Annotated in this window: 21 protein-coding genes; 10 read left to right on the top strand and 11 right to left on the bottom strand. The window is 67.4% G+C overall.

Features of this window, described 5'->3' with window-relative positions; all coding sequences use genetic code 11:
• Nucleotide 1 precedes the first annotated feature (1 nt).
• The 10 genes from HWX39_RS17210 to HWX39_RS17255 are packed head-to-tail and all read right to left on the bottom strand — an operon-like array spanning nt 2 to nt 9,647.
• Nucleotides 2-985 (bottom strand): ferritin-like domain-containing protein, encoded by a 984-nt coding sequence (locus HWX39_RS17210; RefSeq protein ID WP_175969195.1) that lies wholly within the window; start codon nt 983-985, stop codon nt 2-4.
• 1 nt (nt 986) lies between these two features.
• Nucleotides 987-1,610 carry a hypothetical protein gene (locus HWX39_RS17215; protein WP_175969196.1) on the bottom strand — a complete coding sequence of 208 codons (624 nt, stop codon included), beginning with the start codon at nt 1,608-1,610 and terminating at the stop codon, nt 987-989.
• 1 nt (nt 1,611) lies between these two features.
• Nucleotides 1,612-2,496 (bottom strand): hypothetical protein, encoded by an 885-nt coding sequence (locus HWX39_RS17220; RefSeq protein WP_175969197.1) that lies wholly within the window; start codon nt 2,494-2,496, stop codon nt 1,612-1,614.
• Between the two features lie 7 nt (nt 2,497-2,503).
• Nucleotides 2,504-2,758 carry an acyl carrier protein gene (locus HWX39_RS17225; protein WP_011350104.1) on the bottom strand — a complete coding sequence of 85 codons (255 nt, stop codon included), beginning with the start codon at nt 2,756-2,758 and terminating at the stop codon, nt 2,504-2,506.
• Nucleotides 2,759-2,816: 58 nt separating this feature from the next.
• Nucleotides 2,817-3,926 (bottom strand): hypothetical protein, encoded by a 1,110-nt coding sequence (locus tag HWX39_RS17230; protein WP_175969198.1) that lies wholly within the window; start codon nt 3,924-3,926, stop codon nt 2,817-2,819.
• Between the two features lie 15 nt (nt 3,927-3,941).
• Entirely contained in the window at nt 3,942-5,261 is a 1,320-nt protein-coding gene (locus HWX39_RS17235; RefSeq protein WP_175969199.1) for a hypothetical protein, read from the bottom strand.
• Entirely contained in the window at nt 5,251-5,991 is a 741-nt protein-coding gene (locus HWX39_RS17240) for an outer membrane lipoprotein-sorting protein (RefSeq protein WP_175969200.1), read from the bottom strand. The genes HWX39_RS17235 and HWX39_RS17240 overlap by 11 nt, the downstream gene beginning before the upstream one ends.
• Nucleotides 5,988-7,205, bottom strand: coding sequence for an ABC transporter permease (locus HWX39_RS17245; protein WP_175969201.1), 1,218 nt, complete (start codon nt 7,203-7,205; stop codon nt 5,988-5,990). Before HWX39_RS17245 ends, HWX39_RS17240 begins: the two co-directional genes overlap by 4 nt.
• Entirely contained in the window at nt 7,177-7,887 is a 711-nt protein-coding gene (locus HWX39_RS17250; protein WP_175969202.1) for an ABC transporter ATP-binding protein, read from the bottom strand. Before HWX39_RS17250 ends, HWX39_RS17245 begins: the two co-directional genes overlap by 29 nt.
• Nucleotides 7,884-9,647, bottom strand: coding sequence for a fatty acyl-AMP ligase (locus HWX39_RS17255; RefSeq protein ID WP_244135033.1), 1,764 nt, complete (start codon nt 9,645-9,647; stop codon nt 7,884-7,886). The genes HWX39_RS17250 and HWX39_RS17255 overlap by 4 nt, the downstream gene beginning before the upstream one ends.
• Nucleotides 9,648-10,057: 410 nt before the next feature.
• On the opposite strand from HWX39_RS17255, the gene HWX39_RS17260 reads away from it, so the two are divergent.
• From HWX39_RS17260 to HWX39_RS17270, 3 genes are all read left to right on the top strand, one after another.
• Nucleotides 10,058-11,005 carry a fatty acid desaturase gene (locus HWX39_RS17260; RefSeq protein WP_175969393.1) on the top strand — a complete coding sequence of 316 codons (948 nt, stop codon included), beginning with the start codon at nt 10,058-10,060 and terminating at the stop codon, nt 11,003-11,005.
• Nucleotides 11,006-11,061: 56 nt separating this feature from the next.
• On the top strand, nt 11,062-11,925 hold the full coding sequence (locus HWX39_RS17265; protein ID WP_175969394.1) for a ferritin-like domain-containing protein: 864 nt from the start codon (nt 11,062-11,064) through the stop codon (nt 11,923-11,925).
• A gap of 614 nt (nt 11,926-12,539) precedes the next feature.
• Complete coding sequence (locus tag HWX39_RS17270) at nt 12,540-13,532, top strand: LysR substrate-binding domain-containing protein (protein ID WP_175969204.1); 993 nt, start codon at nt 12,540-12,542, stop codon at nt 13,530-13,532.
• A gap of 243 nt (nt 13,533-13,775) precedes the next feature.
• On the opposite strand, the gene HWX39_RS17275 is transcribed toward HWX39_RS17270, so the two are convergent.
• Nucleotides 13,776-14,699 (bottom strand): LysR family transcriptional regulator, encoded by a 924-nt coding sequence (locus HWX39_RS17275; RefSeq protein WP_175969205.1) that lies wholly within the window; start codon nt 14,697-14,699, stop codon nt 13,776-13,778.
• A gap of 118 nt (nt 14,700-14,817) precedes the next feature.
• On the opposite strand from HWX39_RS17275, the gene HWX39_RS17280 reads away from it, so the two are divergent.
• From HWX39_RS17280 to yjfF, 7 genes are all read left to right on the top strand, one after another.
• Complete coding sequence (locus HWX39_RS17280) at nt 14,818-15,396, top strand: YceI family protein (RefSeq protein ID WP_175969206.1); 579 nt, start codon at nt 14,818-14,820, stop codon at nt 15,394-15,396.
• Between the two features lie 21 nt (nt 15,397-15,417).
• Nucleotides 15,418-16,023, top strand: coding sequence for an FMN-dependent NADH-azoreductase (locus HWX39_RS17285; protein ID WP_175969207.1), 606 nt, complete (start codon nt 15,418-15,420; stop codon nt 16,021-16,023).
• A gap of 36 nt (nt 16,024-16,059) precedes the next feature.
• Entirely contained in the window at nt 16,060-16,905 is an 846-nt protein-coding gene (locus HWX39_RS17290) for a pirin family protein (protein ID WP_175969208.1), read from the top strand.
• Between the two features lie 402 nt (nt 16,906-17,307).
• Nucleotides 17,308-18,270 carry an ABC transporter substrate-binding protein gene (locus tag HWX39_RS17295; protein ID WP_175969209.1) on the top strand — a complete coding sequence of 321 codons (963 nt, stop codon included), beginning with the start codon at nt 17,308-17,310 and terminating at the stop codon, nt 18,268-18,270.
• A gap of 74 nt (nt 18,271-18,344) precedes the next feature.
• Nucleotides 18,345-19,859 (top strand): sugar ABC transporter ATP-binding protein, encoded by a 1,515-nt coding sequence (locus HWX39_RS17300; RefSeq protein WP_175969210.1) that lies wholly within the window; start codon nt 18,345-18,347, stop codon nt 19,857-19,859.
• A complete protein-coding gene (locus tag HWX39_RS17305; protein ID WP_175969211.1) occupies nt 19,856-20,896 on the top strand; it encodes an ABC transporter permease in 1,041 nt (346 codons plus the stop codon). Before HWX39_RS17300 ends, HWX39_RS17305 begins: the two co-directional genes overlap by 4 nt.
• Complete coding sequence (gene yjfF, locus HWX39_RS17310; protein ID WP_175969212.1) at nt 20,893-21,981, top strand: galactofuranose ABC transporter, permease protein YjfF; 1,089 nt, start codon at nt 20,893-20,895, stop codon at nt 21,979-21,981. The genes HWX39_RS17305 and yjfF overlap by 4 nt, the downstream gene beginning before the upstream one ends.
• Nucleotide 21,982: the final 1 nt, after the last annotated feature.

Here is a 21,982-nt window from a genome sequence, read left to right on the forward strand (position 1 = left end):
TTCAGTTGAGCGGCATCGCCGCGTAGTCGAGGACATCGAGTTTTTCGAAGGTCGCCTGCACGGTCGGCGTGAGCAGGCCCATCTCGCGGATCGTCGGCACCAGGCGCCGGAAGATCGAGCGGCGGATCGAGCTGGACACCGGCGATTCGCGCACCATCGCGCTGCATTCGCGTTTCGACAGCCCCATCGGTTCCCAGATGTCGTCCGCGCACAGGTGCTCGTACAGCACGGCCGCGCCTTCGCAGACGAACTCCTCGCGTTCGCGCAGCTCGACCGCGCTCATCTCCGCATACACGCGGCACAGCGTGATCCGGCCGACCGCGAAGTGACGGGATTCGTCGCGCTGGATCCGCACGAACAGGTCCTTGATGAACGGATCGGTGCTGTACGCGACCACGCTCTGGAAGATCGACAGCGCGATACCCTCGACGAGCACCTGCATCCCGAGGTTCGTCATGTCGAGCGCGCTGCTCGTGATCGTGTCGTGCAGCAGCCCCTTCAGCGAGCGGCTCATCGGGTAGCTGACGTCGAGCTTCTCGTTGACGAGCTTCGCGTACGCCTCGACGTGGCGCGCTTCGTCCATCATCTGCGCGGCGGCGCACAGCCGCGCGCTCAGGCCGTTCTCGGCCGACGCGAGCTTCGACGCGCAGATCAGCGCGGCCTGCTCGCCATGAAGGATCTGTGACAGCAGCCAGCCCTGCGCGTGATGACGCACCTCGCGCTTGTCGGCATCGGACAGCTTGCCCCACAGTTCCGTGCCGTAGATCAGCAGCGTCGGGTCGGGCATGCCCAGCGGATTCGCCGGATCGAGGTCGTGACTCCAGTCGACGTCGGTCGCGACGTCCCACTGCGCGGCCTTCGCCTTTTCGTACAGCCGGTTCAGCGCCTCTTCGCGCAGCGCGTAATCGTTCGACATCAGTGCGTCGACGGGCATCGACCAGCGGATGTCGGCCGTGTCCTGCATAACGGTGAGCATGTCAGTCATTTCAAGGTCTCCCCGGCCGCGCGGCGGCGCCGGAATCATGGGCGGAATCGGTAAGCGTCGTGACGGCGCCGCGTGGCGTGGCAGGGTGCGGGTCGAGGCGAATCGCATACGACGGCCACGGGCCGCGCAACTGCGCGTCGAAGGCGTCGGCGAGCCGCGCGGGCCAGATCGCGCAGCACACGCGGTTGTCGCCGGCGAACTCCGCATCGCGCAGGATCCGGTCGCCGATCCACACGACCGGTGCGCCGCGCGCGGCATCGCGTAATGCTTCGTCGTACAGGTGCACGCCGAGCAACACGTGCGGCGCGAGCAGTTCGGCGGGCAGCGCACCGAAGTACGGTGCGCAGACTTCGATGAACACGCGCGCGTCCGGATGCACGGCATCGCGAATGCGCGCGGTGACTTCCGCGAGGAACGCGAAGTACTGGACGTGGTCGAGGAGCACGCGGCGCTCGCCGCCGAGCGCATCGCCCGCGTCGTAGAGGTCGCCGGCGCTTTCCGCGAGCGCGGCGCGCGCATAGTCGGCCGGTGTCTCGAGCGGCATCCGGTACGCGCTTGCGGCGACCGCAACCGGCTGCCGCGCATCGCGCGCGATCCGGTAGGTGAAGTGAACGGGTCGCACCATGTCACGCCTCGTCGTCGAGAGAGAACGTCGCGTCCGGCGCGAACGCGACGTCGGCGACCGCGTAATAGCCGTTCAGCGCGAGCGAGCAGACGGCCGCGCGGCGCGGCGTGTCGCCGTCGCGATGCGCGAGCAGCACCGACAGCCACGGATCGCTGCCGAACGCATGGCCGAACAGCCCGTGGCCGTCCGGCAGCAACGGCGTCTTGCCGACCGACGCGAGCAGCGCGCGGCGCGACGTCGCCGGAAAGAACGGCAGCGCCGCCTGCAAGCCGGGGCGGGCCGCGCAGAAAGCGCGGATGTCGCGGCCCAGCCGCACGACCGCGCTGGCCGGCGGGGCCGCATCGGCCAGCACCGACGGCGCCGACGGCGACGCTTCGCGGCCGACGTCGACGAGCAGCGTGCACACGCCGAAGCCCGAGCGTCCCCATGCGGGGTTGCCGTGCCAGTACGTAAAACCGTGCACGTCGACGTCGACGATCTGCAGCAGCAGCGTGCGCGGCCCGGTCTCGGCTGCGGTCGCGAGCGTGCGGCGCAGCACGTAGCCCCAGCCCGCGCATTCGTACGAGCAGGTCATCCAGTCGGGCGTGTAGTCGTTCGCGCCGGCGAGTGCCTGGGCGAACACGCGATGCTGCGGCGAATCGTTCATCAGCAGCATCGACAGGATCGTCGAGCTGACCACGTAGTCGTCCGCGCCGACCGCGCCGCACAGCCGCTCGCGTTCGGCGCACGCGAGCATGCCGATCGCGCGGGCAGTGCCGTCGAGCGGCACGGCCGCGCCGTCGCGCGACGGCGCGACGCGCCGGTACGCGAGTGCCTGCACGGTCAGCGCGGTCGCCGGGGCCGGCTGGGCGGCGGGTGCCGCCACGGTCGCAAGGGGCGCGAGCATCGTCGTATCAGGCGGCGTGCTGCTGGCGGCGCAGTTGTGCGTCGAGCTGCTGCAGCGTCGTGTACTGCGTGATGTTCAGCGCTTCCGGGTCGATCGAACCGTAGAGCTGTTCGCAGAACACGATCAGCTCGACGATGTTCAGCGAATCGATGCCGAGCTCGCCGATGCCGGCGTCGGTATCGACGGTTTCGACATTGAGGATCTTCGCGACTTCGCGGGACAGGATGTCGAGCGCGTCGGCCGGAACGTTCTGGGTCGTCATGAGAGGAGCTCCTGAAAATGAAGTGGGTTGATCGGGATCGATCGGCCTGTCGCGTGGGTCAACTGCCGGCTTCGCAGCGCAGGCTCTTGCGAAGCTCGTGATAACAACGGTACGAACTGCCTTCCATCTTCGAAAACGCCAGCAGGTCGCGCTGGTCGTCGAAAGCGGCGACCCTGCCGTCGCGCACGAGCGCCGTCAGGAACTCGTTCGACAGCAGCTTGATCGCGAGCACGCGCTGCACCTTGCCGAAGCTGTAGTGCGCGTCGTCGGTCTGGCTGCGTGCGGCGTCCGCGATGAACCGGTGTACGGCGCGCGCGTCGGCGTCGAGTTCGACGCGGCCGGTGCGTTCGAGCCAGCCGATGTGTGCCATCAACGCGCGGACGAAGTAGGGGCGCACGACGGTCAGGTACTTGTTGAATACGGTCGGGCCGCCGATCCGCAGGCGATCTTCGGCACTCACGCGCACCTGGCCGCCGACGTTCGCGAGCTGCAGGTTGCCCGCGAGGAACGGTGCGCCGCAGGTCGTGCGCGTGAGCTTCCGGTATTCGTCGGGCCACACGAGGTAGGCGGCCGGGAACATCACGCCCGGCAACCGCGCGGCGACGACGGCCATGCAGTCGCGATGCGCTTCGATGCCCCACACCTTGTCGACGGTGAGCGCGAGGCCGTTGTCGTCGCTGCGCACGACCGTGCGCCATGCGGCGAGCGTCGGGCCGCCGCCGTCGCTCATCAGGAACGCGAAGTTATGGCCGCTGTCGATGCAGTCGCACGCGCGACGGTTCTGGTCGTCGGAGAAGAACAGCCCGAACATGATGCGGATGAAGGCGCGCATGAACGGCTTGAACAGGTGATGGAAGCCTTCGCGGCCGATCTGGTCGAGCAGCGCTTCGGTGAGCGGCGCCTCGTCGTGCCGCAGCGGCGTCGACGCGGACGAATCGGGCAGCACATCCGGCGTGGAGGCGTGCAGCGCGATCACCATTTCGCTGTCGAGCAGCCGCACGGCGGCCGCTTCGACGAGCCGGGCCGCCGCGCGCGGCGGCGTGCCGAGCGACGCGATCGTGTCGAAGTGGCGCAGCACCGGATACGCGGCCTGGTCGGCCACGCGCGGCAGCAGCGGCGGGGTCGCGAGCGGGACGGTGGACGAAGCGGGCATGGAAAGCGTGGACATGGGGCAGGGTTCCTGTCAGAAGCGCACGCGCACGGCGGCGTCGATACGGGTGCCGAGACCGACCATCCGGTACTCGGAGTGGCTGTCGGAGAACGCACGGGTGACCGCGACATCGACGCTGACGCGCCGGTTCACGTCGGCGACGACTTGCGCGATGGCGAGCAGGCCCTTGTCCTGCGGCGAATAGACCCCGCGCAGCGAATACTCGACGCGGCCGATCTTCTTGCCGAGCCGCGCGAACAGGTAGTCGCGCAGGTTGCCGTCGACGCTCACGAAATCGGCCGTGCCGCCGAGGCCGGCCAGCGCCGCGCCGGGTGCGACGGGCAGCAGCGCGTTGTTCGCGCGGACTGCCCCGACCATCTGGCGCCACTGGCTCGCGTCGTAACGCGCCTCGTCGTGCGACCACTCGACGATCAGCGACAGGTTGCCGGGCAGCGCGCTCTGCATGCCGACCGCGCTGCGCCACATGACCTGGCGATCATTGCGGCGATCGACCGCGTCGTAGGCGGCCGGCGAATCGAGCGGCGTGCCGTTCGCGATGAAAGCGGGCAGCGGCCGTGTCGTACCGCGTTCAAGCCACGCGCTCGCATAGACGGTGTTCGAGCGCGCGACGTCGAACGACAGCGTCGCGCCCGCGCCGCCGCGGCCCGCATGACGGCCGGCAAGCAGCGCCGCGGAGCCGCCGGCCCAGTTGTATGCGCCGCGCACGAGCTGCGTCGCGCCCTGCACGTCGCGGTTGTCGACGTCGCTGCGCAGCGTGCGGTTCTCGCCGGCGATGAACTGCAGCGTGGTCTGCTCGCCGGCCCATTTCGCCTCGACGAGCGGCGTGCCTTCGACATCGCCGTAGCGGTCGTAGATGTCGGCCGTCGCGGCGCGCTTCTGGAAGAAGCCGAGCGGAAAGAACGCCTGCGACGTGTCGAGCGGATCGATCCGCTTGCCGGCGGTGAGCGTGATGCCGTTGTCGAACGCATAGCGCACGCCGGCCTCGTTGAAGCGGGTGGCTTGCGCGCCGAGCGAATGGGTGCTGGCGACGGCGCGCGCGTTCATGAACAGGTTCTCGCCGTCGATGCGCGCGAGCAGCCCGGCTTCCTGCTGGTTGCGCGGTTCGTCGCCGATCAGGCTGCCGAGCAGCGCGTGGCCGTCCATGCTGTCGACCGAGCGTGCGTACGCGATGCCGTTCAGCGTGCTCAACTGTTCCATCAGCGATGCTCCGTGCGCGAGCGTGCAGCCGAGCGCGAGCGGGATGGCGAGCGCGACGGCGGGCCGGATGCGGCCGGGTGATGGACGGAGGCGGTCACGATGGGCGTCGACATGGGCGTCGTGGTCACTGGCCATCGGCAAGCGTGTCGGGATTGAACCAGCCCGACGGAATCTTGCGCGGCTGGCCGTCGAGGATGTCGACGACACTTGCGCGCTGCTTCTCGATCTCGTTGCGATACGTGATCTTGCGGATCACCTTGCGCCCGTTCGCGTCGACCGGCGCGGAAAAGTCGGCGCTGCGGAACAGCAGGCCGCTGGCGAGGAAGAACTGCGCGCGCACCGGCACGTCGGTGTCGGGCGTGACCCACAGCTTGATCGTCGGGTAGACGTTGTCTGGGTCGGTCGCGGTCAGGTCGAGCTCGGTGGCCGGCTTGCCGGCGATCGTCGTCGGGCCGGCCGCGGCCGATGCGCGATAGCTGTCCGCCCAGTGGGTGCGCGTGATGTCGCTGATCACGACCTCGCCCTGCAGCCGTTGCATCCCGTTGATGCGGACCGCGCTGCGCGTGTTCGGCACGTAGAACCAGTGGCCGCGCGTCGTCGCGAGGTATTTCTGGCCATCGTTCTCGCCGCTGCGCGTCAGTGCGAGCGTGTCGCCGTTGCCGCGCGTATAGACGAGATAGCGCGTCGCGTCGCCGGACTGTCCGCCGACTTCATTCGTGATCTGGATGTTCGTCTGCGTATCGGCGGCCGTGCTGCGGTATGCGTCCGCCCGGGCGAGCATGGCCTGGGCCGTCGGCGTGTCGGCGGCATGAACGAGCGGCGCGCACGCGACGAGCGCGGCGGCCAGGTGGCGAATGCGAATCATGGGGCGAGTCCTTCGAGGATGTTGCGTTTGGCGAGCCCGAGCGTCGCGAGCAGCGCGGCGGCCACCCCGAGCGCGACGAACGCGCCTTCGACGGCGGCCACGGCGGCCGGCGAGACCGTGAATTCGAGCAGGATCGGCTTCACGCGGCCCGGCGGCGGCGGCAGGTGGATCTGCGCGTGATTGAGCGCGACCATCGTCAGCAGCGCCACCGCGATGCCGGCGGCCGCGCCGAGCAGGCCGAGGAAGGCGGTTTCCTGGATCAGCACGCCGCGCACCGTAGCAGCCGGCACGCCGAGCGCACGCAGCGTCGAGATCTCGCGACGGCGCTCGACGATGCTCATCAGGATCCAGTTGCTCATCGACAGCAGGATGGTCAGGCAGAGAATCGCGCCGAACACCGAGAACTGGTTCTTGTACAGCGCGACGACCTGGTGATAGAGCGACACGAGCTGGTCCCAGGTCTTCACGTCGAGCGTCGGCAGCGCGGCGCGCAGCGTCGCGGCGGCGGCCGGCGTGTGCGCCGTGTCCGACAGGAACACCGCGATACGCGACGCGCGGTCGGTGCGCAGCAGCGCCTGCGCGGCCGTGAACGTCACGTTGACGATCCGCTCGTCGACGTCCTTGTTGCCCGTGCTCATCACGCCGACGATCTGTGCGTCGGTCGCGTTGATGCCGCCGTGCGCGGTCGACGCCATCAGTTGTACGACCGAGCCGACGTGCACGCCGAGCTTGCGCGCGAGTTCGGCGCCGACGACGACTTCGGTGCCGACATTGGTCGGCGACAGGTAGCGGCCCGACAGTACCGTGTGATAGTCGAAGAAGCCGGGCGGCTCGCGGTTCGGCTCGATGCCTTCGCCGACGAAGCCGTCGCTGAGGTCGCCGTTCGAGATCAGCCCGTCGAAGTCGATGCCGCGCGCGGTGGTCGCGACGCCGGGCAGCGCCGCGATCGCGTGCGCTGCGGTGGCCTGCTCGTCGGCGCTCAGCCCGTACTGCAGCGGCCGCTCGCCGATCAGGTCGAGATAGCCGTGGTGCAGCACCTGCACATGGCCGACGCCGCTGTCGATCGACCCTTCGCGCACCGCGTCGAAGGTTGCGATCACGTAGCCGAGCGCGAGGCTCGACGCGAACGCGGCAACGCCGATCATCGCCATCGTGAGCACGGTGCGGCGCTTGTTGCGCCAGAGGTTACGCCACGCAAACGTCGACCAGTTCACGATTCACTCCCGGTACGCCGTCGCGCATCTCGATGCGGCGCGGCAGGTGCGCGCACAGACGATCGTCGTGCGACGCAATCAGAAAGGCGGTGCCCAGCGTGCGGTTGGTGTCGAGGATCAGTTCGGCCACCGCCCGCGCGTTGGTGCTGTCGAGGCTGGCGGTCGGCTCGTCCGCGATCACGATCGCCGGCTCCTTGGCGAGCGCGCGGGCCAGCGCGACCCGCTGCTGCTCGCCGCCGGACAGCTCGCCGGGGCGGTGGCGTTCGCGCGCGGCGAGCCCCACCGCGTCGAGCATCGCGCGGGCGCGCTCGCGGCGCGTGCGCGGCGTGCCCCATGCGAAGCAGCCGAGCTCGACGTTCTCGAGCGCGGACATCACCGGTATCAGGTTGAACTGCTGGAACACGAAGCCGATGCGCTCGCGGCGGATCCGTTCGAGCGTGTCCGGTGCGTCGTCGATCCGGCGGCCTTCGAGCCAGCGTTCGCCGCTGCTCGGCACGTCGAGAAAACCGGCCAGGTTGAGCAGCGTGCTCTTGCCGCTGCCCGACGGGCCGACGAGCGCGACGACGTCGCGCTGGCCGATCGAGATCGTCGCGCCGCGCACCGCGACGACGCGGCCCGCGCCCTCGTACACACGGGTGACGTCGCGCAATTCGAGCACCGGCGTGAGCGTGGCGGTCGTCATGCGTACGCTCCCTGGCCGGCTTCGGCGGCGGCCGCTGCGTGGATGACGGACAGCGCGCCGTTCGCATAGAGGTCGCGGCACTTCAGTCGCTGCAGCTTGCCGCTCGTCGTGCGCGGCAGCGAGCCGGGTTCGACGAAGCACAGGTCCTGCGCGGCGAAGCCGATCCGGGATGCGAGCAGTTGCTGGCACTCGGCGCGCGTCTGCGGCGTCGCATCGACGGGCCGTGCCTCGATCGCGACGACCAGCCGTTCGGTGCCGGTCTCCGGGTCGGGCAGCCCGAACGCGATGCAGGTGCTCTTGCGCAGCGTGCGATGCGACGCAAGCGCCTCCTCGATTTCGTGCGGGAAGTAGTTGCTGCCGCGAATGATGATGACTTCCTTCTTGCGCCCGAGGATATGAAGCTGGCCGTCGGCGACGTAGCCGATGTCGCCGGTGCGGAACCAGCCGTCGGCCGTCAGCGGCGCGGCGATCGAGCCGTCTTCCGGATTCAGGTAGCCGAGCATCACCGACGTGCCGCGGATCGCGACTTCACCGACGGCGCGGTTCGGGAGCGCATGGTCGCCGTCGTCGAGGATCCGGAACGCCATGCCGTCGATCGGCGTGCCCATCGCCAGCACGGTTTCGGTGTCGGTGTCGGCGCCGTCGTTCGCGGCGGCCGGTTGCGCATCGCGGCGCTCGATCAGCGCGCGCCGGTCGAGCGTGTCGGCGATCACGTACGGCGCGCCATCGACCGCGCCGTCGTGCCACGCGCGATGCATCGACACCGCGAGCGTCGATTCGGCCATCCCGTAGCACGGCTGCAGCGCCGAGGCCGCGAGACCGTACGGGGCGAACGTCGCGGCGAAGTCGCGCAGCGTCGCGTCGTCCACGCGTTCGCCGCCGATGAAGATGTTGCGGCACGCGGACAGGTCGACGCCCTCCATCGCGGCGGCGTTGAAACGGCGCACGCAGTAGCGCAGCGCGAAGGTCGGCACCGACGTGGTCGTCGCGCGCGCCGACGCGATGCGCTTCAACCAGCCGAGCGGATTACGAATGAAGCTGTTCGGCTGCATCATCAGCAGCGGCGCGCGGTAATGCATGTTCGACAGCAGCGTGAGCAGCCCCATGTCGTGATAGAGCGGCAGCCACGACGCGGTACCGTCGCCGGCCGCGAGGTCGAAACGCACCGACCCGCCGATGCCGAGCACGTTCGAGATCACGTTCTCGTGGCTGAGCACCGCGGCCTTCGGGTGCGACGTCGAGCCCGACGTGAGCTGGACATGATGCGGATCGCGGCCGTGCTTCGCGCTGATCAGTGCGCGTGCGCCGGCATCCGCCGCGAGCGACAGCGTCTCGAGATCGACGACGCGCGTGGACGAGGCGGGAAACGCGTCGTCGCGCCATGCGGCGGACCGGGCATCCGCGGCGATGACGAGGCGCGGCCGGTACAGCTCGCATGCGACGTCGATCACTTGCCGCCCGGCGGTGGCGCGGCGCGCGGGAACCGGCACGGTGCAGGGCAGTGCGCCCGTCATCACGCAGGCCATCATCGCGGCCGCGTGCTCGATCGACGCGGGCAATGCCAGCATCACCATGTCGTTTTCGCGCACGTCGAGTTCGCGCAGCGCGCCGGACTGGCGAAACACTTCTTCCGCGAAGCGCCGGTACGTGATGCTCGCCTCGTTGCCGGCGTCGTCGACGAACGTCATGCGATGCATGGCGCCGGCGACGTCCTCGAGCGATTCGATCAGGCGATGAATGGTGGATGCGTACTTCGTCACGAGGATTCTCCCCTTGAGGAACACGGCCGCTCGCGCCACGGTGCCGGCGGCGCCGTTCGTCGAGTGAGGGGATTCTTGCCGGATCGACAGGGCGCGACAAACGGAATATTTGCAGGCTATGCATGAGCAGCACGCATCCACTCGGCATGGCGATATACGTGAGCACGTGCGAGGTGACTGGTCGGTACGCATTCGACCGGTCGTCTAGTTCACGATGTGGGGCGCTCATGCGCGGGCGTCATGCAATGCGTTCGGAAAATTCGTTTGTCCGAAGCATCGACTCACAGAAGAATTGCAACCCGGCAGCGCGCCAGCGTCGCCGCGTCATCGTGCCGGGCAAGGTCCGGCTCAAGGAGAGCGTCTTGTCCGTCACCTCATCGCTTGTCGCCCGCCCGAAACCGGTTGCAGACCTGAAGAGCCGCCCGAGCGGCGTTGTCTTCTCGCTGAAGCTGGCGGTCTACGTCGCACTCATCGCGCACGGCATGCTATTCGCGCTGTCGACGTATGTGGTCCTGAAGATTGTCGGCATCCTGCTGATCGGCGCGATGTACGCGCACGGCGTCGAGCTGCAGCACCAGGCGCTGCATTACCAGGGATTCAGGAGCAAGCGGCTCAACATGGTGTTCGGCGTGCTGCTTGGCATGCCGATGCTCGTGTCGTTCCATGCGTACCAGGACAGCCACCTGCGCCATCACCGGCTGCTCGGCACGCCCGGGAACAAGGAGTTCTTCGACTACGGGGACCAGTACGGCGCGAGCCCCGTCGTCAGTCTCGGCCTGTGGGCGTGGCGGTTGTCGATGGCCGCGCACTATATCCAGTTCGCGAAGAACGTCGCGAAACTCGTCGTGCCGGGCGCACGCTTCGGCGACAATCCGCTCGTGTCGCGCGCGATCCGCCGCGATCACCTGCTGATGGTCGCGGTGATTGCGCTGCTGGCCGCCGTGTCGTTCGTGCTGCACACAGGGTTCGTCGTGTGGGTGTGGGTCGTGCCGCTCGTGTTCGTGGCCGCGCCCGTGCATGCGCTGGTCGAGATGCCCGAGCACTACCGCTGCGACCTGACGAGCACCGATCCGTTCCGCAACACGCGGACGATCGAGAGCAATGCGTTCATGACGTGGTTCACGAACGGCAACAACTATCACGTCGAGCACCACATGATGCCGAACCTGCCGATCGAGCGGCTGCACGATCTGCATGGCGCGATCGGGCCGCGCATCCGCTACTACCACCGCACGTATCGCCAGTTCTATTACGCGCTGCTGCGCGGCAGGCTGTCGCCGCGCACGGTGGAAGACGACGCGGACGACCGCGCGCCCGACGCCGACGCGGCGGCGCCGGTATCCACGCAATCGGCATGACCGCGACGGTGGTGGCCGGTGCCGCGCCCGAAAGCTTTTCGACGACGGTGACGACGATGCTCTATCCGGAACTTTTCAGGTCGCTGGAAGCGGTGCGCTGGGACATGGAGAAGGACATTCCGTGGGACACGTTCGACGCTTCGCTGCTCACCGACGAGCAGGCCGAGACGATCAGGATGAACGCGATCACCGAATGGTCGGCGCTGCCCGCGACGGAAATGTTCCTGCGCGACAACCGGCACGACAGCGACTTTTCCGCGTTCATGAGCGTGTGGTTCTTCGAGGAGCAGAAGCATTCGCTCGTGCTGATGGAATACCTGCGCCGCTTCCGGCCGGAGAGGGTGCCGACCGAAGAGGAACTACACGCGGTGCGCTTCGAATTCGATCCGGCGCCGCCGCTCGAGACGCTGATGCTGCACTTCTGCGGCGAGATCCGCCTGAATCACTGGTATCGCTGCGCGGCCGACTGGCATACCGAGCCGGTCATCAAGCACATCTACGAAACGATCTCGCGCGATGAAGCACGCCACGGCGGCGCGTACCTGCGCTACATGAAGAAGGCGCTGAACAACTGCGGCGACGTTGCGCGTGCCGCGTTCGCGAAGATCGGCGTGCTGATGGCGTCGGCGCGCCGCACCGAGAAGCCGCTGCACCCGACCAACCTGCACGTGAACCAGGCGCTGTTCCCGCGCGACACGGTGCAGTCGCGCCTGCCCGATCCGGAATGGCTCGAGCGCTGGCTCGACGAGCAGATCCGTTTCGACGGCGAGTGGGAAAAGAAGGTCGTCGAGCGGATCCTGCACAACCTGTCGATCCTGTTCGAGCGCACGTTCGCGACCGCGCAGGAGCTGAACCGCTATCGCCGCGAAGTGACCGCGCGGACGAACCGGGTGGCCGACAGTGGAGCGGACAGCGTATAGCGACACGCGTTCCGTCCGGTAAAGGGAGGAACCGATTCCGTATGGTGCGCTGGCGCGACGTACGCGGGTTGCCGCGTCCGGTCGGCGCAATATTCATTTCCGGACATAATTGGTTCATCAATTTCCGGGAATTGCATGGTGCAATTAAATTTCATGCGTTTAGTATATTTTAATAAACATGAAATTGAATATTTAAATAGTATTCCGCATGTATGTTGAGATGCGTATTCTTTTCGTAATCCGGGAAGGGAATAAAAATGTTTGGTGAATGAAATTATATTGTAGGAATCGGGGTGCGGCTCTGCTCTGGCATCAAGGTGGCTAGTGGAGCGCGGGTTTGTGCCTGAAATGTCCTGTTCTTGGGTGCCGTTGTCGACCGTTCTTCGCGTCGTTCCAGGTGCTGGCTTATTTACAAAATCACTACTTCATAATGTTAATGTAAGAATATCGGATTGATGAAAAAAGATAGATAAATACGAATGTCACGATTGAAAATAAGAATGATCCGCATCCATGCTTCAATATAAAATCGTTCCCGAATCCAAATAGGAGAAACGATTCAGGGAGACGAGCGGCGATTTGCCTGTCGGTGGGTGCAACTTTGAGGCGGCGGTATGGCTAATGTGAGATTGGCAAAGCGATTGAGAAGTATGCCTTCGCTGGATTTCCTGAGAGGTTTCGAATGCGCGGCGCGTCATTTGAGCTTTACGCGTGCCGGGCAGGAACTGAACGTCACGCAATCCGCCGTGAGTCGGCAGGTCAAGGCGCTCGAGGAGCAGCTCCGGATCGAGCTCTTTCACCGGCACATTCGTTCGCTGACACTGACCGACAAGGGGCGGGAGCTGTACGACGCGATCTCGTTCGCGTTGTCCGACCTGGAGTCGGTGATCGGCAAGCTGTCGTCGAGTGTCGGCCAGCGCGCGATCTCGTTGTCGACCACCGTTTCGTTCGCGGCGCTGTGGCTGATTCCGCGCCTCGGCTCGTTCCGAGCAAGCTACCCCGACATCGACGTACGCGTATCGGCAACGAGCGAAATTGAAGATCTTAAACGCAAACGTTTGCACCTGGCCGTGCGATATGCAGGGCCGTATACGTCGACGGACGAGACGGACGTGCTGTTTCGCGAGCGTGTCGTGGCGGTCTGCAGCCCGAGCCTGATGCCGGCGGCGGGCGATGCGGCGGCGATGAAGCCGGCCGACCTCGACAAGCACGTGCTGCTGCATCTCGACGATCCGCGCGGCGAGTGGCCGTGGCACGGATGGAGCCATCTGCTGAAGGAACTGGGCGTGCCGCGCCTGCGGCCCGCGGGCGCGCTGCATTTCAGCCAGTACGACCAGCTGGTGCAGGCCGCGGTCGACGGGCACGGCATCGCGATCGGGCGGCGGCCGCTGGTCGACGGGCTGCTGAAGCAAGGCAGGCTCGTCGAGCTGTTTCCGCACTGCACGGTCGCATCGGGTAGCTACGTGCTGGTGCAGAACCCGGATGCATGCAACGAGTTCGATATCGCGGTGCTGACCAACTGGCTGCTCGAACAGGCGCGCGATCCGCTCGCGTCGGACCAGGAAACGGGCGGCAGCAACGTGGTGCCGATGTATCGCGTCGGATAGTCCGGTCGTATCGCGCCGCCGCGGCTCGATGCGAGCGTGCCGCTGTGCGTCCGGCCGGACGTCAATCCGGCGGGGCCCCGTGCCATCCGCGTTTCACGACGCGCTGGCGAACCCGCCGGCCGACCGGCTGCGGCAATCGATCGTCCCGCACGGCCAGCCGATCCCCGACGCGACGCCCCGCGGTGTTCGATCGCCGAAATTCGGCGTTCAACGAGAAATGCCGTTTGCCGCGACAACGAAACGTTATCGGTCGGCAGGGTGCTTCGACTGCCCGGGCAACGTTTCGCCGAGCTTTTCCAGCAGGAAATCGGCAAACACCGTGACCGCGGGCGCCAAGGGCGGCCGGCCGGTATAGACGAGCTGCAGCCCGAGGTCCTTGCTCGAGCGTCGGTAGGAAGGCAGCACACGCACCAGCTTTCCCTGCTCGATGCCCGGTTCCGCGAGCAACTGCGGCAGCAGCGCGACCCCGAGCCCGGCGATGCACGCCTGTACCACCACGCGCATGTCGTTGACCGAGAAGCGGCTGTCGATCGAGATTTCCTGGGTGCCGCGCGGCCCTTGCAGGCGCCACATGCTGCGGCCCTGGCGGCCGGAAACCGTCAGGCAGTCGTGGTCGGCCAGTTCGCGCGGCGTGCGCGGCGCACCGCGCCGTTCCAGATACGCGGGGCTGGCGGCGAGGATCATCGTGCCCGGCGCAATCCGGCGCACACGGAAGCTGCCGCCGGTCTCGATCCCCATGCGCAAGGCCAGGTCGATGCGCTCGCCGATCAGGTCCGACGGCGTGTCGTCGAGCAGGAAGTCGATACTGATCTGCGGGTAGCGCGCATAGAACTCCGCCAGCCATTCCAGCCGGAAAATTTCGAACAAGCCGGCCATCGCCGTCATGCGCACGGTGCCGGACGGTTCCTGCCCGTCCGCATGCAGCCGCTCGATCTCGAAGATCCGGTCGAGCGCCGGTGCATAGCGCTCGAACAGCGCCTGCCCCTCGGTGCTCGGCGCGAGCTTGCGGGTCGAGCGATGCAGCAGGCGCGTGCCGAGCTGCCCCTCGAGCTGGTCGATGCGCCGGCTCAGCGTATTGGCAGGCATGCGCAGGCGGCGCGCGGCCTCCGAGAAGCTGCCGGCGCGGACGACCTGGACGAACAGCGCGAGGTCATTCAGATCGAGCATTGGATTCCTCCAAAAATGGATTAATCAAATCCTGTTTATCCATCTAGTGTAAAGCGGCTTCACTCTCCATACTGCTCTCACGCTACAGATGAACCTTTACTTTCCAGGGAGAAAGCGTTTGAAAAAGCAACTGATGATCGCCGCAGGCGCGCTGGCAGCGTCGCTGTCGTTCCCGGCCTTTGCCGAAAGCGTGACGTACCAGTTCGACCCGAGCCACACGTACCCTAGCTTCGAGGCTGACCACATGGGTGGCCTGTCGGTCTGGCGCGGCAAGTTCGACAAGTCGAGCGGCACCGTGACGCTGGACCGCGCGGCGAAGGCGGGCACGGTCGACGTGACGACCGACATCGCATCGATCCACACCGGCAGCGCGAAGCTCGACGAGCATCTGCAGACGGCCGAGTTCTTCGACGCGGCCAAGTTCCCGCAGGCGAACTACAAGGGCGCGATCAAGTTCGACGGCGACAAGCCGGTGTCGGTGGTCGGCAACCTGACGCTGCATGGCGTCACGAAGCCGGTGACGCTGAAGATCGATTCGTTCAAGTGCATGCCGCACCCGATGCTCAAGCGCGAAGTGTGCGGAGTCGACGCCGTCGGCGAATTCGACCGCGGCGATTTCGGCCTCGACTACGGCAAGCAGTACGGCTTCAGGATGAAGACGAAGCTGCTGATCACGGCCGAAGCGCTCAAGCAGTAATCCCGTTCGGAGAACATACGCATGAAACTGCTCCATATCGATTCCAGCATCCTCGGCCAGGGCTCCGTCAGCCGCGAACTGTCGGCGGAAGTCGTCGCGACGTTCCGTGCCAGCGATCCGGGCCTCACGGTCACGCGCCTCGATCTCGCCGCCACGCCGATCGGCCATCTGACGGCGGACCATCTGGCCGCCGCGCAAGGCGCCCCGATTTCTGACGCGCTGAAGGCGGACGTCGAGATCGGCCGGCGCGCGCTCGATGAATTTCTCGCCGCGGATATCGTGGTGATCGGCGCACCGATGTACAACTTCGGCATCGCCTCGCAACTGAAGGCGTGGATCGATCGCATCTCGGTGGCCGGCACGACCTTCCGTTACGGCGAGAACGGGCCGGTCGGGTTGTGCGGCGGCAAGAAGGTGGTGGTCGCGTCGTCGCGCGGCGGCGTGTACAGCGAGGGTTCGCCTGCTGCGGGGTTCGATCATCAGGAAACCTATCTGAAAGCGGCGTTTGGTTTCCTGGGCATCACGGACATCGCGTTCGTCCGTGCGGAAGGCGTGGCGATGGGGCAGGACTCGCGCAACGGCGCCATCGCATCGGCGAAGGAAGCGGCGGCTGCGCTCGCGGCCTGACGCCGCGCGACCGGGACCGACCACAGGAGCGCCACCATGTCACATGCCACGCAGCCCGCCGACGTCGCCGTTGCCGGCCGTCGCGTCATCTTGCGCACGCGCGGCCGCGCGCACGGGCCGATCGTCCGGATGGTGAGCCCGTCCGACGTCGGCGAGATGATCAAGCCGTTCGTCTTTCTCGACTTGGTCGATACGCAAGCGTCGATCGGGTCGGGCTTCGGCTGGCATCCGCATTCCGGGATCGCCACCCTGACGCTCGTGATCGACGGTCGCGGCAGCTACGCCGAATCCACCGGCCACGCAGGCACGATCGTGGCGGGCGACATCGAATGGATGAACGCCGGGCGCGGGGTCTGGCATGCCGGTACCGTCGTGCCGCCGGTCAAGGTGTTCCAGCTGTGGGTTGCGTTGCCGCCGGAGCGCGAGCTGGCGCCGGCCTTCAGCCAGCATCTGTCGATCGCCGACATCCCGTCGGACGGCCCGGCCCGCGTGCTGCTCGGCCGCAGCGGCGACGCGGTCAGCCCGATCGATGCGCCGCCGGGCCTCCACTACGTCGTCGTGCAGCTCAAGGCCGGCGAGCGCTGGACCTGCCGGCCGCAACCGGGCTGCAGCGTCGGCTGGACCGCCGTGATGGACGGCAGCCTGCGCGTACCGGATCCGGTCGGGCAGGGCGAACTGGTGGTGTTCGACCCGTCCGACGCCGCGATCGAATTCGAGGCGGTGACCGATGTGCGCTTCGTGGTCGGCACGGCCGTCCCGCATCCACACGATCTGCACCTGGGCAACTACTCGGTGCACACGAGTGCCGCCGCGCTGGCGGAAGGCGAGCGCGAGATCGTGCGCATCGGCCGCGAACTGCGCGCGAAGGGCGCGTTGCGCTGATCCGGCAGGCGCCGTTGCCTGACGGCGCAGCGGGCGGTGCCAGGGCGTGCATCGCACGCTGCCCGACGGGGGGGTAGCCTCCGCGGCCCGACGCAGCACGATTCTCTGGATGAAGTGGCCGGCGCATTCCCCGAATGCGCCTGCCTTTTCGCGTTCAAAACGACTCGACAGGCGCGCCGAAGCCATCTTCTCGTTGTGCTTAGGTGTTTATACGTATGCCGATTCCGATATCGCTTCAATCCAATATTTCATTGGAAGGTTATCGGGCTTGTTCCTAGACTGATGCGGGGCGTGCGGACCGGGCCGGCGGGAAGCCCCGGCCGGCGCCGCCCCGACCCGCGCCTGCGCCACGAAGAAGCAAAACAGCGCAGCGACAGAGAACGACATCATCGGAGACGAACCATGACATTCATCAGGAAGCTGGCGGCCGGCGCGATCGTTGCCGCGGCGGCGGCGCTGGCTGGCGGCGCGCACGCGCAGCAGAAACCGATCACGCTCGGGTTCTCGCAGGTCGGCGCGGAAAGCGCTTGGCGCACCGCGAACACCGTGTCGGTGAAGGGCGCGGCGAAGGACGCCGGCATCAACCTGAAGTTCTCCGACGCGCAGCAGAAGCAGGAGAACCAGATTCGTGCGATCCGCTCGTTCATCGCGCAGAAGGTCGACGTGATCGCGTTCTCGCCGGTCGTCGAATCGGGCTGGGAGCCCGTGCTGACCGAAGCGAAGGCCGCGCATATCCCGGTGATCCTGACCGATCGCGCGGTCGACGTGAAGGATCCGTCGCTGTACGTGACGATGATCGGCTCGGACTTCCTCGAGGAAGGGCGGCGCGCCGGCCACTGGATGGAAGAGCACTACAAGAACGATCCGGGTCCGGTCAATATCGTCGAGCTGCAGGGGACGGTCGGCTCGGCGCCGGCCAACGACCGGCGGGCCGGCCTGCTCGAAGTGATCAAGAACAATCCGAAATTCAAGGTGATCGCGTCGCAGAGCGGCGACTTCACGCTGGCGGGCGGCAAGCAGGTGATGGAAGCGTTCGCGAAGACCTACGGCAAGCAGATCAACGTCGTCTACGCGCACAACGACGACATGGCGCTCGGCGCGATCCAGGCGATGGAAGAAGCGGGGATCAAGCCCGGCAAGGATGTGAGCGTCGTGTCGTTCGATGCGACGAAGGGCGGCTTCCAGGCGATGGTCGCCGGCAAGATCAACGTCGACGTCGAATGCAGCCCGCTGCTCGGCCCGCAACTGATGAGCGCGGTGAAGGACGTCGTCGCCGGCAAGCCGCTGCCCAAGCGCATCGTGACGAACGAGACCGTGTTCCCGATGAACGTCGCGGCCCAGGTGCTGCCGACCCGCAAGTACTGAGCAACGTACCGACAAGCCGGCACGGGCGGCGGCGTGGCGGCCGCCCGGACGGCAACCGCTCCGAGGGAGGGTTCATGACGCATCCGCCGGTGGTCGAGATGATCGGCATCGACAAGTCGTTTCCGGGCGTCAGCGCGCTGCAGCGCGTGAGTTTCCGGCTGTTTCCGGGCGAGATCCACGCATTGATGGGCCAGAACGGCGCGGGCAAGTCGACGCTGATCAACGTGCTCACCGGCGTGCATGCGCACGACGCGGGCGAGATTCGCGTCGGCGGCCAACCCGTGCGCTTTGCCGCGCCGCGCGAAGCCGAGGCGGCCGGCATCCAGACGCTCTACCAGGAAGTGAACCTCTGCGCGAACCTGTCGGTCGCGGAGAACATCTTCGCGGGCCGGCAGCCGGTTCGGCGCGGTGCGATCGACTGGAACGCGATTCATGCGCGCTCGCGTGCGGCGCTGGCCGAACTCGACCTGTCGCTCGACGTCACGCGCTCGCTCGATGCGTATCCGATCGCCGTGCAGCAGATGGTCGCGATCGCGCGGGCCGTGTCGGTCGATGCGCGCGTGCTGATTCTCGACGAGCCGACGTCGAGCCTCGACGACGGCGAGGTCGCGCGGCTGTTCGACGTGCTGCGCCGGCTCAAGGCATCGGGCATCGCGATCCTGTTCGTCACGCACTTTCTCGAGCAGACCTATGCGGTGTCCGACCGGATCACCGTGATGCGCAACGGCGAGCGCGAAGGCGAGTACCTGGCACGCGACCTGCCGGTCGATGCGCTCGTCGCGAAAATGACCGGCCGCGAGCGGATGCCCGACACGCTGCAGGCGGGCGCCGCGGCCGTCGAGCGCACTGCCGGCGGCGCGGAACCGTTCCTGTCGATGCGGCAGGTCGGCCGGCGCGGGATGATGAACCCGCTCGACCTCGACGTGCGGCCCGGCGAGATCGTCGGGCTGGCCGGGCTGCTCGGCTCGGGGCGCACCGAAGCCGCACAGCTGGCATTCGCCGCGGAACGCGCCGACACCGGCACGATCGAGATCGACGGGGCGCGCACGCGGCTCGCGTCGCCGCACGACGCGGTCCGGCACGGCATCGCCTACTGCCCGGAGGACCGCAAGAAGGAGGGCATCGTCGCCGCGCTGTCGATCCGCGAGAACATCGTCCTCGCGCTGCAGGCGCGGCGCGGCTGGTGGCGGTTGATCGGGCGGGCGCGCCAGCGCGAGCTCGCCGAGACGTACATCGCGCGGCTCGGCATCAAGGCGCGCGACGCGGAGCAGCCGATCGGCCTGCTGTCGGGCGGCAACCAGCAGAAGGTGCTGCTCGCGCGCTGGCTCGCGACGGAACCGAAGCTGCTGATCCTCGACGAGCCGACGCGCGGCATCGACGTCGCCGCCAAATTCGACATCATGGAGCGCGTGCTCGCGCTGTGCGCGCAGGGGCTCGCGATCCTGTTCATCTCGTCGGAAATCAGCGAAGTCGTGCGCGTGAGCCACCGGATCGCGGTGTTGCGCGATCGCCGCAAGGTCGCCGAACTCACCGGCGCGGATGCGTCCGAGGAGCAGGTGTACCGGCTGATCGCGGGAGGTCAGTCATGACGCTGCTGCGCACGCTGTTTCGTCATCCGCTCGCGTGGCCGGCGTTGACGCTCGTGCTGCTGCTCGCGCTCGACGTCGCGCATCGCCCGGGCTTCCTGTCGATCACGCTGCTCGACGGTCACCTGTTCGGTGCGCCGGTCGACATCCTGAACCGCGCGGCGCCGCTCGTGATCGTGTCGCTCGGGATGACGCTCGTGATCGCGACCCGCGGGATCGACATCTCGGTCGGCGCGATCGTCGCGATCGCGGGGGCGGCCGCGGCGATCGTGCTCGACGCGGATCCGTCGCGGGTCGGCCTGGCGCTGGCCGCGGCGCTCGGCGTCGGGCTGCTGGCCGGCGCATGGAACGGGCTGCTGGTGGCGTTCGTCGGGATGCAGCCGATCATCGCGACGCTGATCCTGATGGTGGCCGGCCGCGGCGTCGCGCAACTGCTGACGGGCGGCCAGATCATCCCGATCGGCGCGCCCGGCTACCTCGCGCTCGGCGGCGGCTATCTCGCGGCCGCGCCGTGCGCGGTGTGGATCGCCGTCGCGACGATCGCCGCGACCGCGCTGCTGGTGAACCGCACGGCGCTCGGGCTGTTCATCCGTGCGATCGGCGTGAACCCGGTCGCGACACGGCTCGTCGGGCTGCGCTCGGGCGCGGTCGTGTTCGGCGTGTATCTGTGCTGCGGCGTGATGTCGGCACTCGCGGGCATCCTGGCAAGCTCGAACGTGCGCAGCGCCGACGGCAACAATGCGGGGCTGCTGCTCGAGCTCGATGCGATCCTCGCGGTGACGCTCGGCGGCACATCGCTGCTCGGTGGCCGTTTCAGCCTCGCCGGCTCGGTGCTCGGCGCGCTGATCATCCAGACGCTGACCTACACGACCTATTCGATCGGCGTGCCGCCGGAGGCGACGCTCGTCGTCAAGGCGGTCGTCGTGATCGTCGTGACGCTGATCCAGTCGGACGCGGCGCGCGCGCTGGTCGTCCGGCACGCGTCGCGGTTGCTGTCTTCCGCGCGTTCGCGCGCCACTTCCGGAGCGACGCCGCGATGAACCGATTCCTTGGCCGGCTCGCCGACCCGCGCACGCTGCCGATCGTCGTGACGATCGTGCTGTTCGCCGCGCTGTTCGGCTTCGGGTCCGTGACCTACACGGGCTTTTTCTCGATGCAGGTGCTGACCGGGTTGCTCGTCGACAATGCATTCCTGTTGATCGTCGCGATCGGGATGACGTTCGTGATCGTGTCGGGCGGGATCGACCTGTCGGTCGGTTCGGTCGTCGCGCTGACGACGATCTTCTGCGCGGTCGGCGCCGAGCGGCTGCACTGGCCCGTGTGGGCGATCGTGCCGCTGGTGCTCGCGTTCGGCGCGCTGTATGGCGCGGCGATGGGCGCGTTGATCCATTGTTTCCGGCTGCAACCGTTCATCGTCACGCTGGCCGGGATGTTCCTCGCGCGCGGCGCGTGCTTCCTGATCACGACGCAGTCGATCACGATCAACGAGCCGGTGTTTCATGCGATCGCGGGCTTCAGCGTGCCGGTCGGCGGCGGGATGCTGAGCGCCGGCGCGCTGATCGCGCTCGCGACGCTGGCCGGCGCGATCTACGTCGCGCATTTCACGCGCTTCGGCCGCAACGTCTACGCGATCGGCGGCAACGAGCGTTCGGCGCTGCTGATGGGGTTGCCGGTCGCACGCACGAAGATCGGCGTCTATGCGCTGAGCGGCTTCTGTTCGGCGCTCGGCGGCGTGGTGTTCACGCTGTACGTGCTGTCGGGTTACGGGTTGCAGGCGCAGGGGATGGAGCTCGACGCGATCGCCGCGACCGTGATCGGCGGCACGCTGCTCACGGGCGGCGTGGGCTACGTGGTCGGCTCGGTGTTCGGCGTCGGCATCCTCGGCACGATCCAGGTGCTGATCACGTTCGACGGCACGTTGAGTTCGTGGTGGACGCGGATCGTGATCGGCGCGCTGCTGTGCGTGTTCTGCGTGCTGCAACGGGTGATCGAACGGCACGCAGCGCGGCGGCGCACGGGCGGCACGGGGCTCGGCGCACCGAGCCCGACACGCGACCCGGTGCGGGCGCGGCCGGCATCGCCCGACGAGGGCGACGCGCTGGTTTCGACGATGCGGCGGCTGTAGC

Origin of the sequence: Burkholderia sp. BCC0322 (assembly GCF_902833045.1) — a bacterium.
Lineage (GTDB): Bacteria > Pseudomonadota > Gammaproteobacteria > Burkholderiales > Burkholderiaceae > Burkholderia.

Excerpts from the sequence above, each read along its gene's own strand:
- HWX39_RS17210 (WP_175969195.1), bottom strand. The coding sequence starts at position 985 with ATGACTGACATGCTCACCGTTATGCAGGACACGGCCGACATCCGCTGG.
- HWX39_RS17215 (WP_175969196.1), bottom strand. The coding sequence starts at position 1,610 with ATGGTGCGACCCGTTCACTTCACCTACCGGATCGCGCGCGATGCGCGG.
- HWX39_RS17220 (WP_175969197.1), bottom strand. The coding sequence starts at position 2,496 with ATGCTCGCGCCCCTTGCGACCGTGGCGGCACCCGCCGCCCAGCCGGCC.
- HWX39_RS17225 (WP_011350104.1), bottom strand. The coding sequence starts at position 2,758 with ATGACGACCCAGAACGTTCCGGCCGACGCGCTCGACATCCTGTCCCGC.
- HWX39_RS17230 (WP_175969198.1), bottom strand. The coding sequence starts at position 3,926 with ATGTCCACGCTTTCCATGCCCGCTTCGTCCACCGTCCCGCTCGCGACC.
- HWX39_RS17235 (WP_175969199.1), bottom strand. The coding sequence starts at position 5,261 with ATGGCCAGTGACCACGACGCCCATGTCGACGCCCATCGTGACCGCCTC.
- HWX39_RS17240 (WP_175969200.1), bottom strand. The coding sequence starts at position 5,991 with ATGATTCGCATTCGCCACCTGGCCGCCGCGCTCGTCGCGTGCGCGCCG.
- HWX39_RS17250 (WP_175969202.1), bottom strand. The coding sequence starts at position 7,887 with ATGACGACCGCCACGCTCACGCCGGTGCTCGAATTGCGCGACGTCACC.
- HWX39_RS17265 (WP_175969394.1), top strand. The coding sequence starts at position 11,062 with ATGCTCTATCCGGAACTTTTCAGGTCGCTGGAAGCGGTGCGCTGGGAC.
- HWX39_RS17270 (WP_175969204.1), top strand. The coding sequence starts at position 12,540 with ATGGCTAATGTGAGATTGGCAAAGCGATTGAGAAGTATGCCTTCGCTG.
- HWX39_RS17275 (WP_175969205.1), bottom strand. The coding sequence starts at position 14,699 with ATGCTCGATCTGAATGACCTCGCGCTGTTCGTCCAGGTCGTCCGCGCC.
- HWX39_RS17285 (WP_175969207.1), top strand. The coding sequence starts at position 15,418 with ATGAAACTGCTCCATATCGATTCCAGCATCCTCGGCCAGGGCTCCGTC.
- HWX39_RS17290 (WP_175969208.1), top strand. The coding sequence starts at position 16,060 with ATGTCACATGCCACGCAGCCCGCCGACGTCGCCGTTGCCGGCCGTCGC.
- HWX39_RS17295 (WP_175969209.1), top strand. The coding sequence starts at position 17,308 with ATGACATTCATCAGGAAGCTGGCGGCCGGCGCGATCGTTGCCGCGGCG.
- HWX39_RS17300 (WP_175969210.1), top strand. The coding sequence starts at position 18,345 with ATGACGCATCCGCCGGTGGTCGAGATGATCGGCATCGACAAGTCGTTT.
- HWX39_RS17305 (WP_175969211.1), top strand. The coding sequence starts at position 19,856 with ATGACGCTGCTGCGCACGCTGTTTCGTCATCCGCTCGCGTGGCCGGCG.
- yjfF (WP_175969212.1), top strand. The coding sequence starts at position 20,893 with ATGAACCGATTCCTTGGCCGGCTCGCCGACCCGCGCACGCTGCCGATC.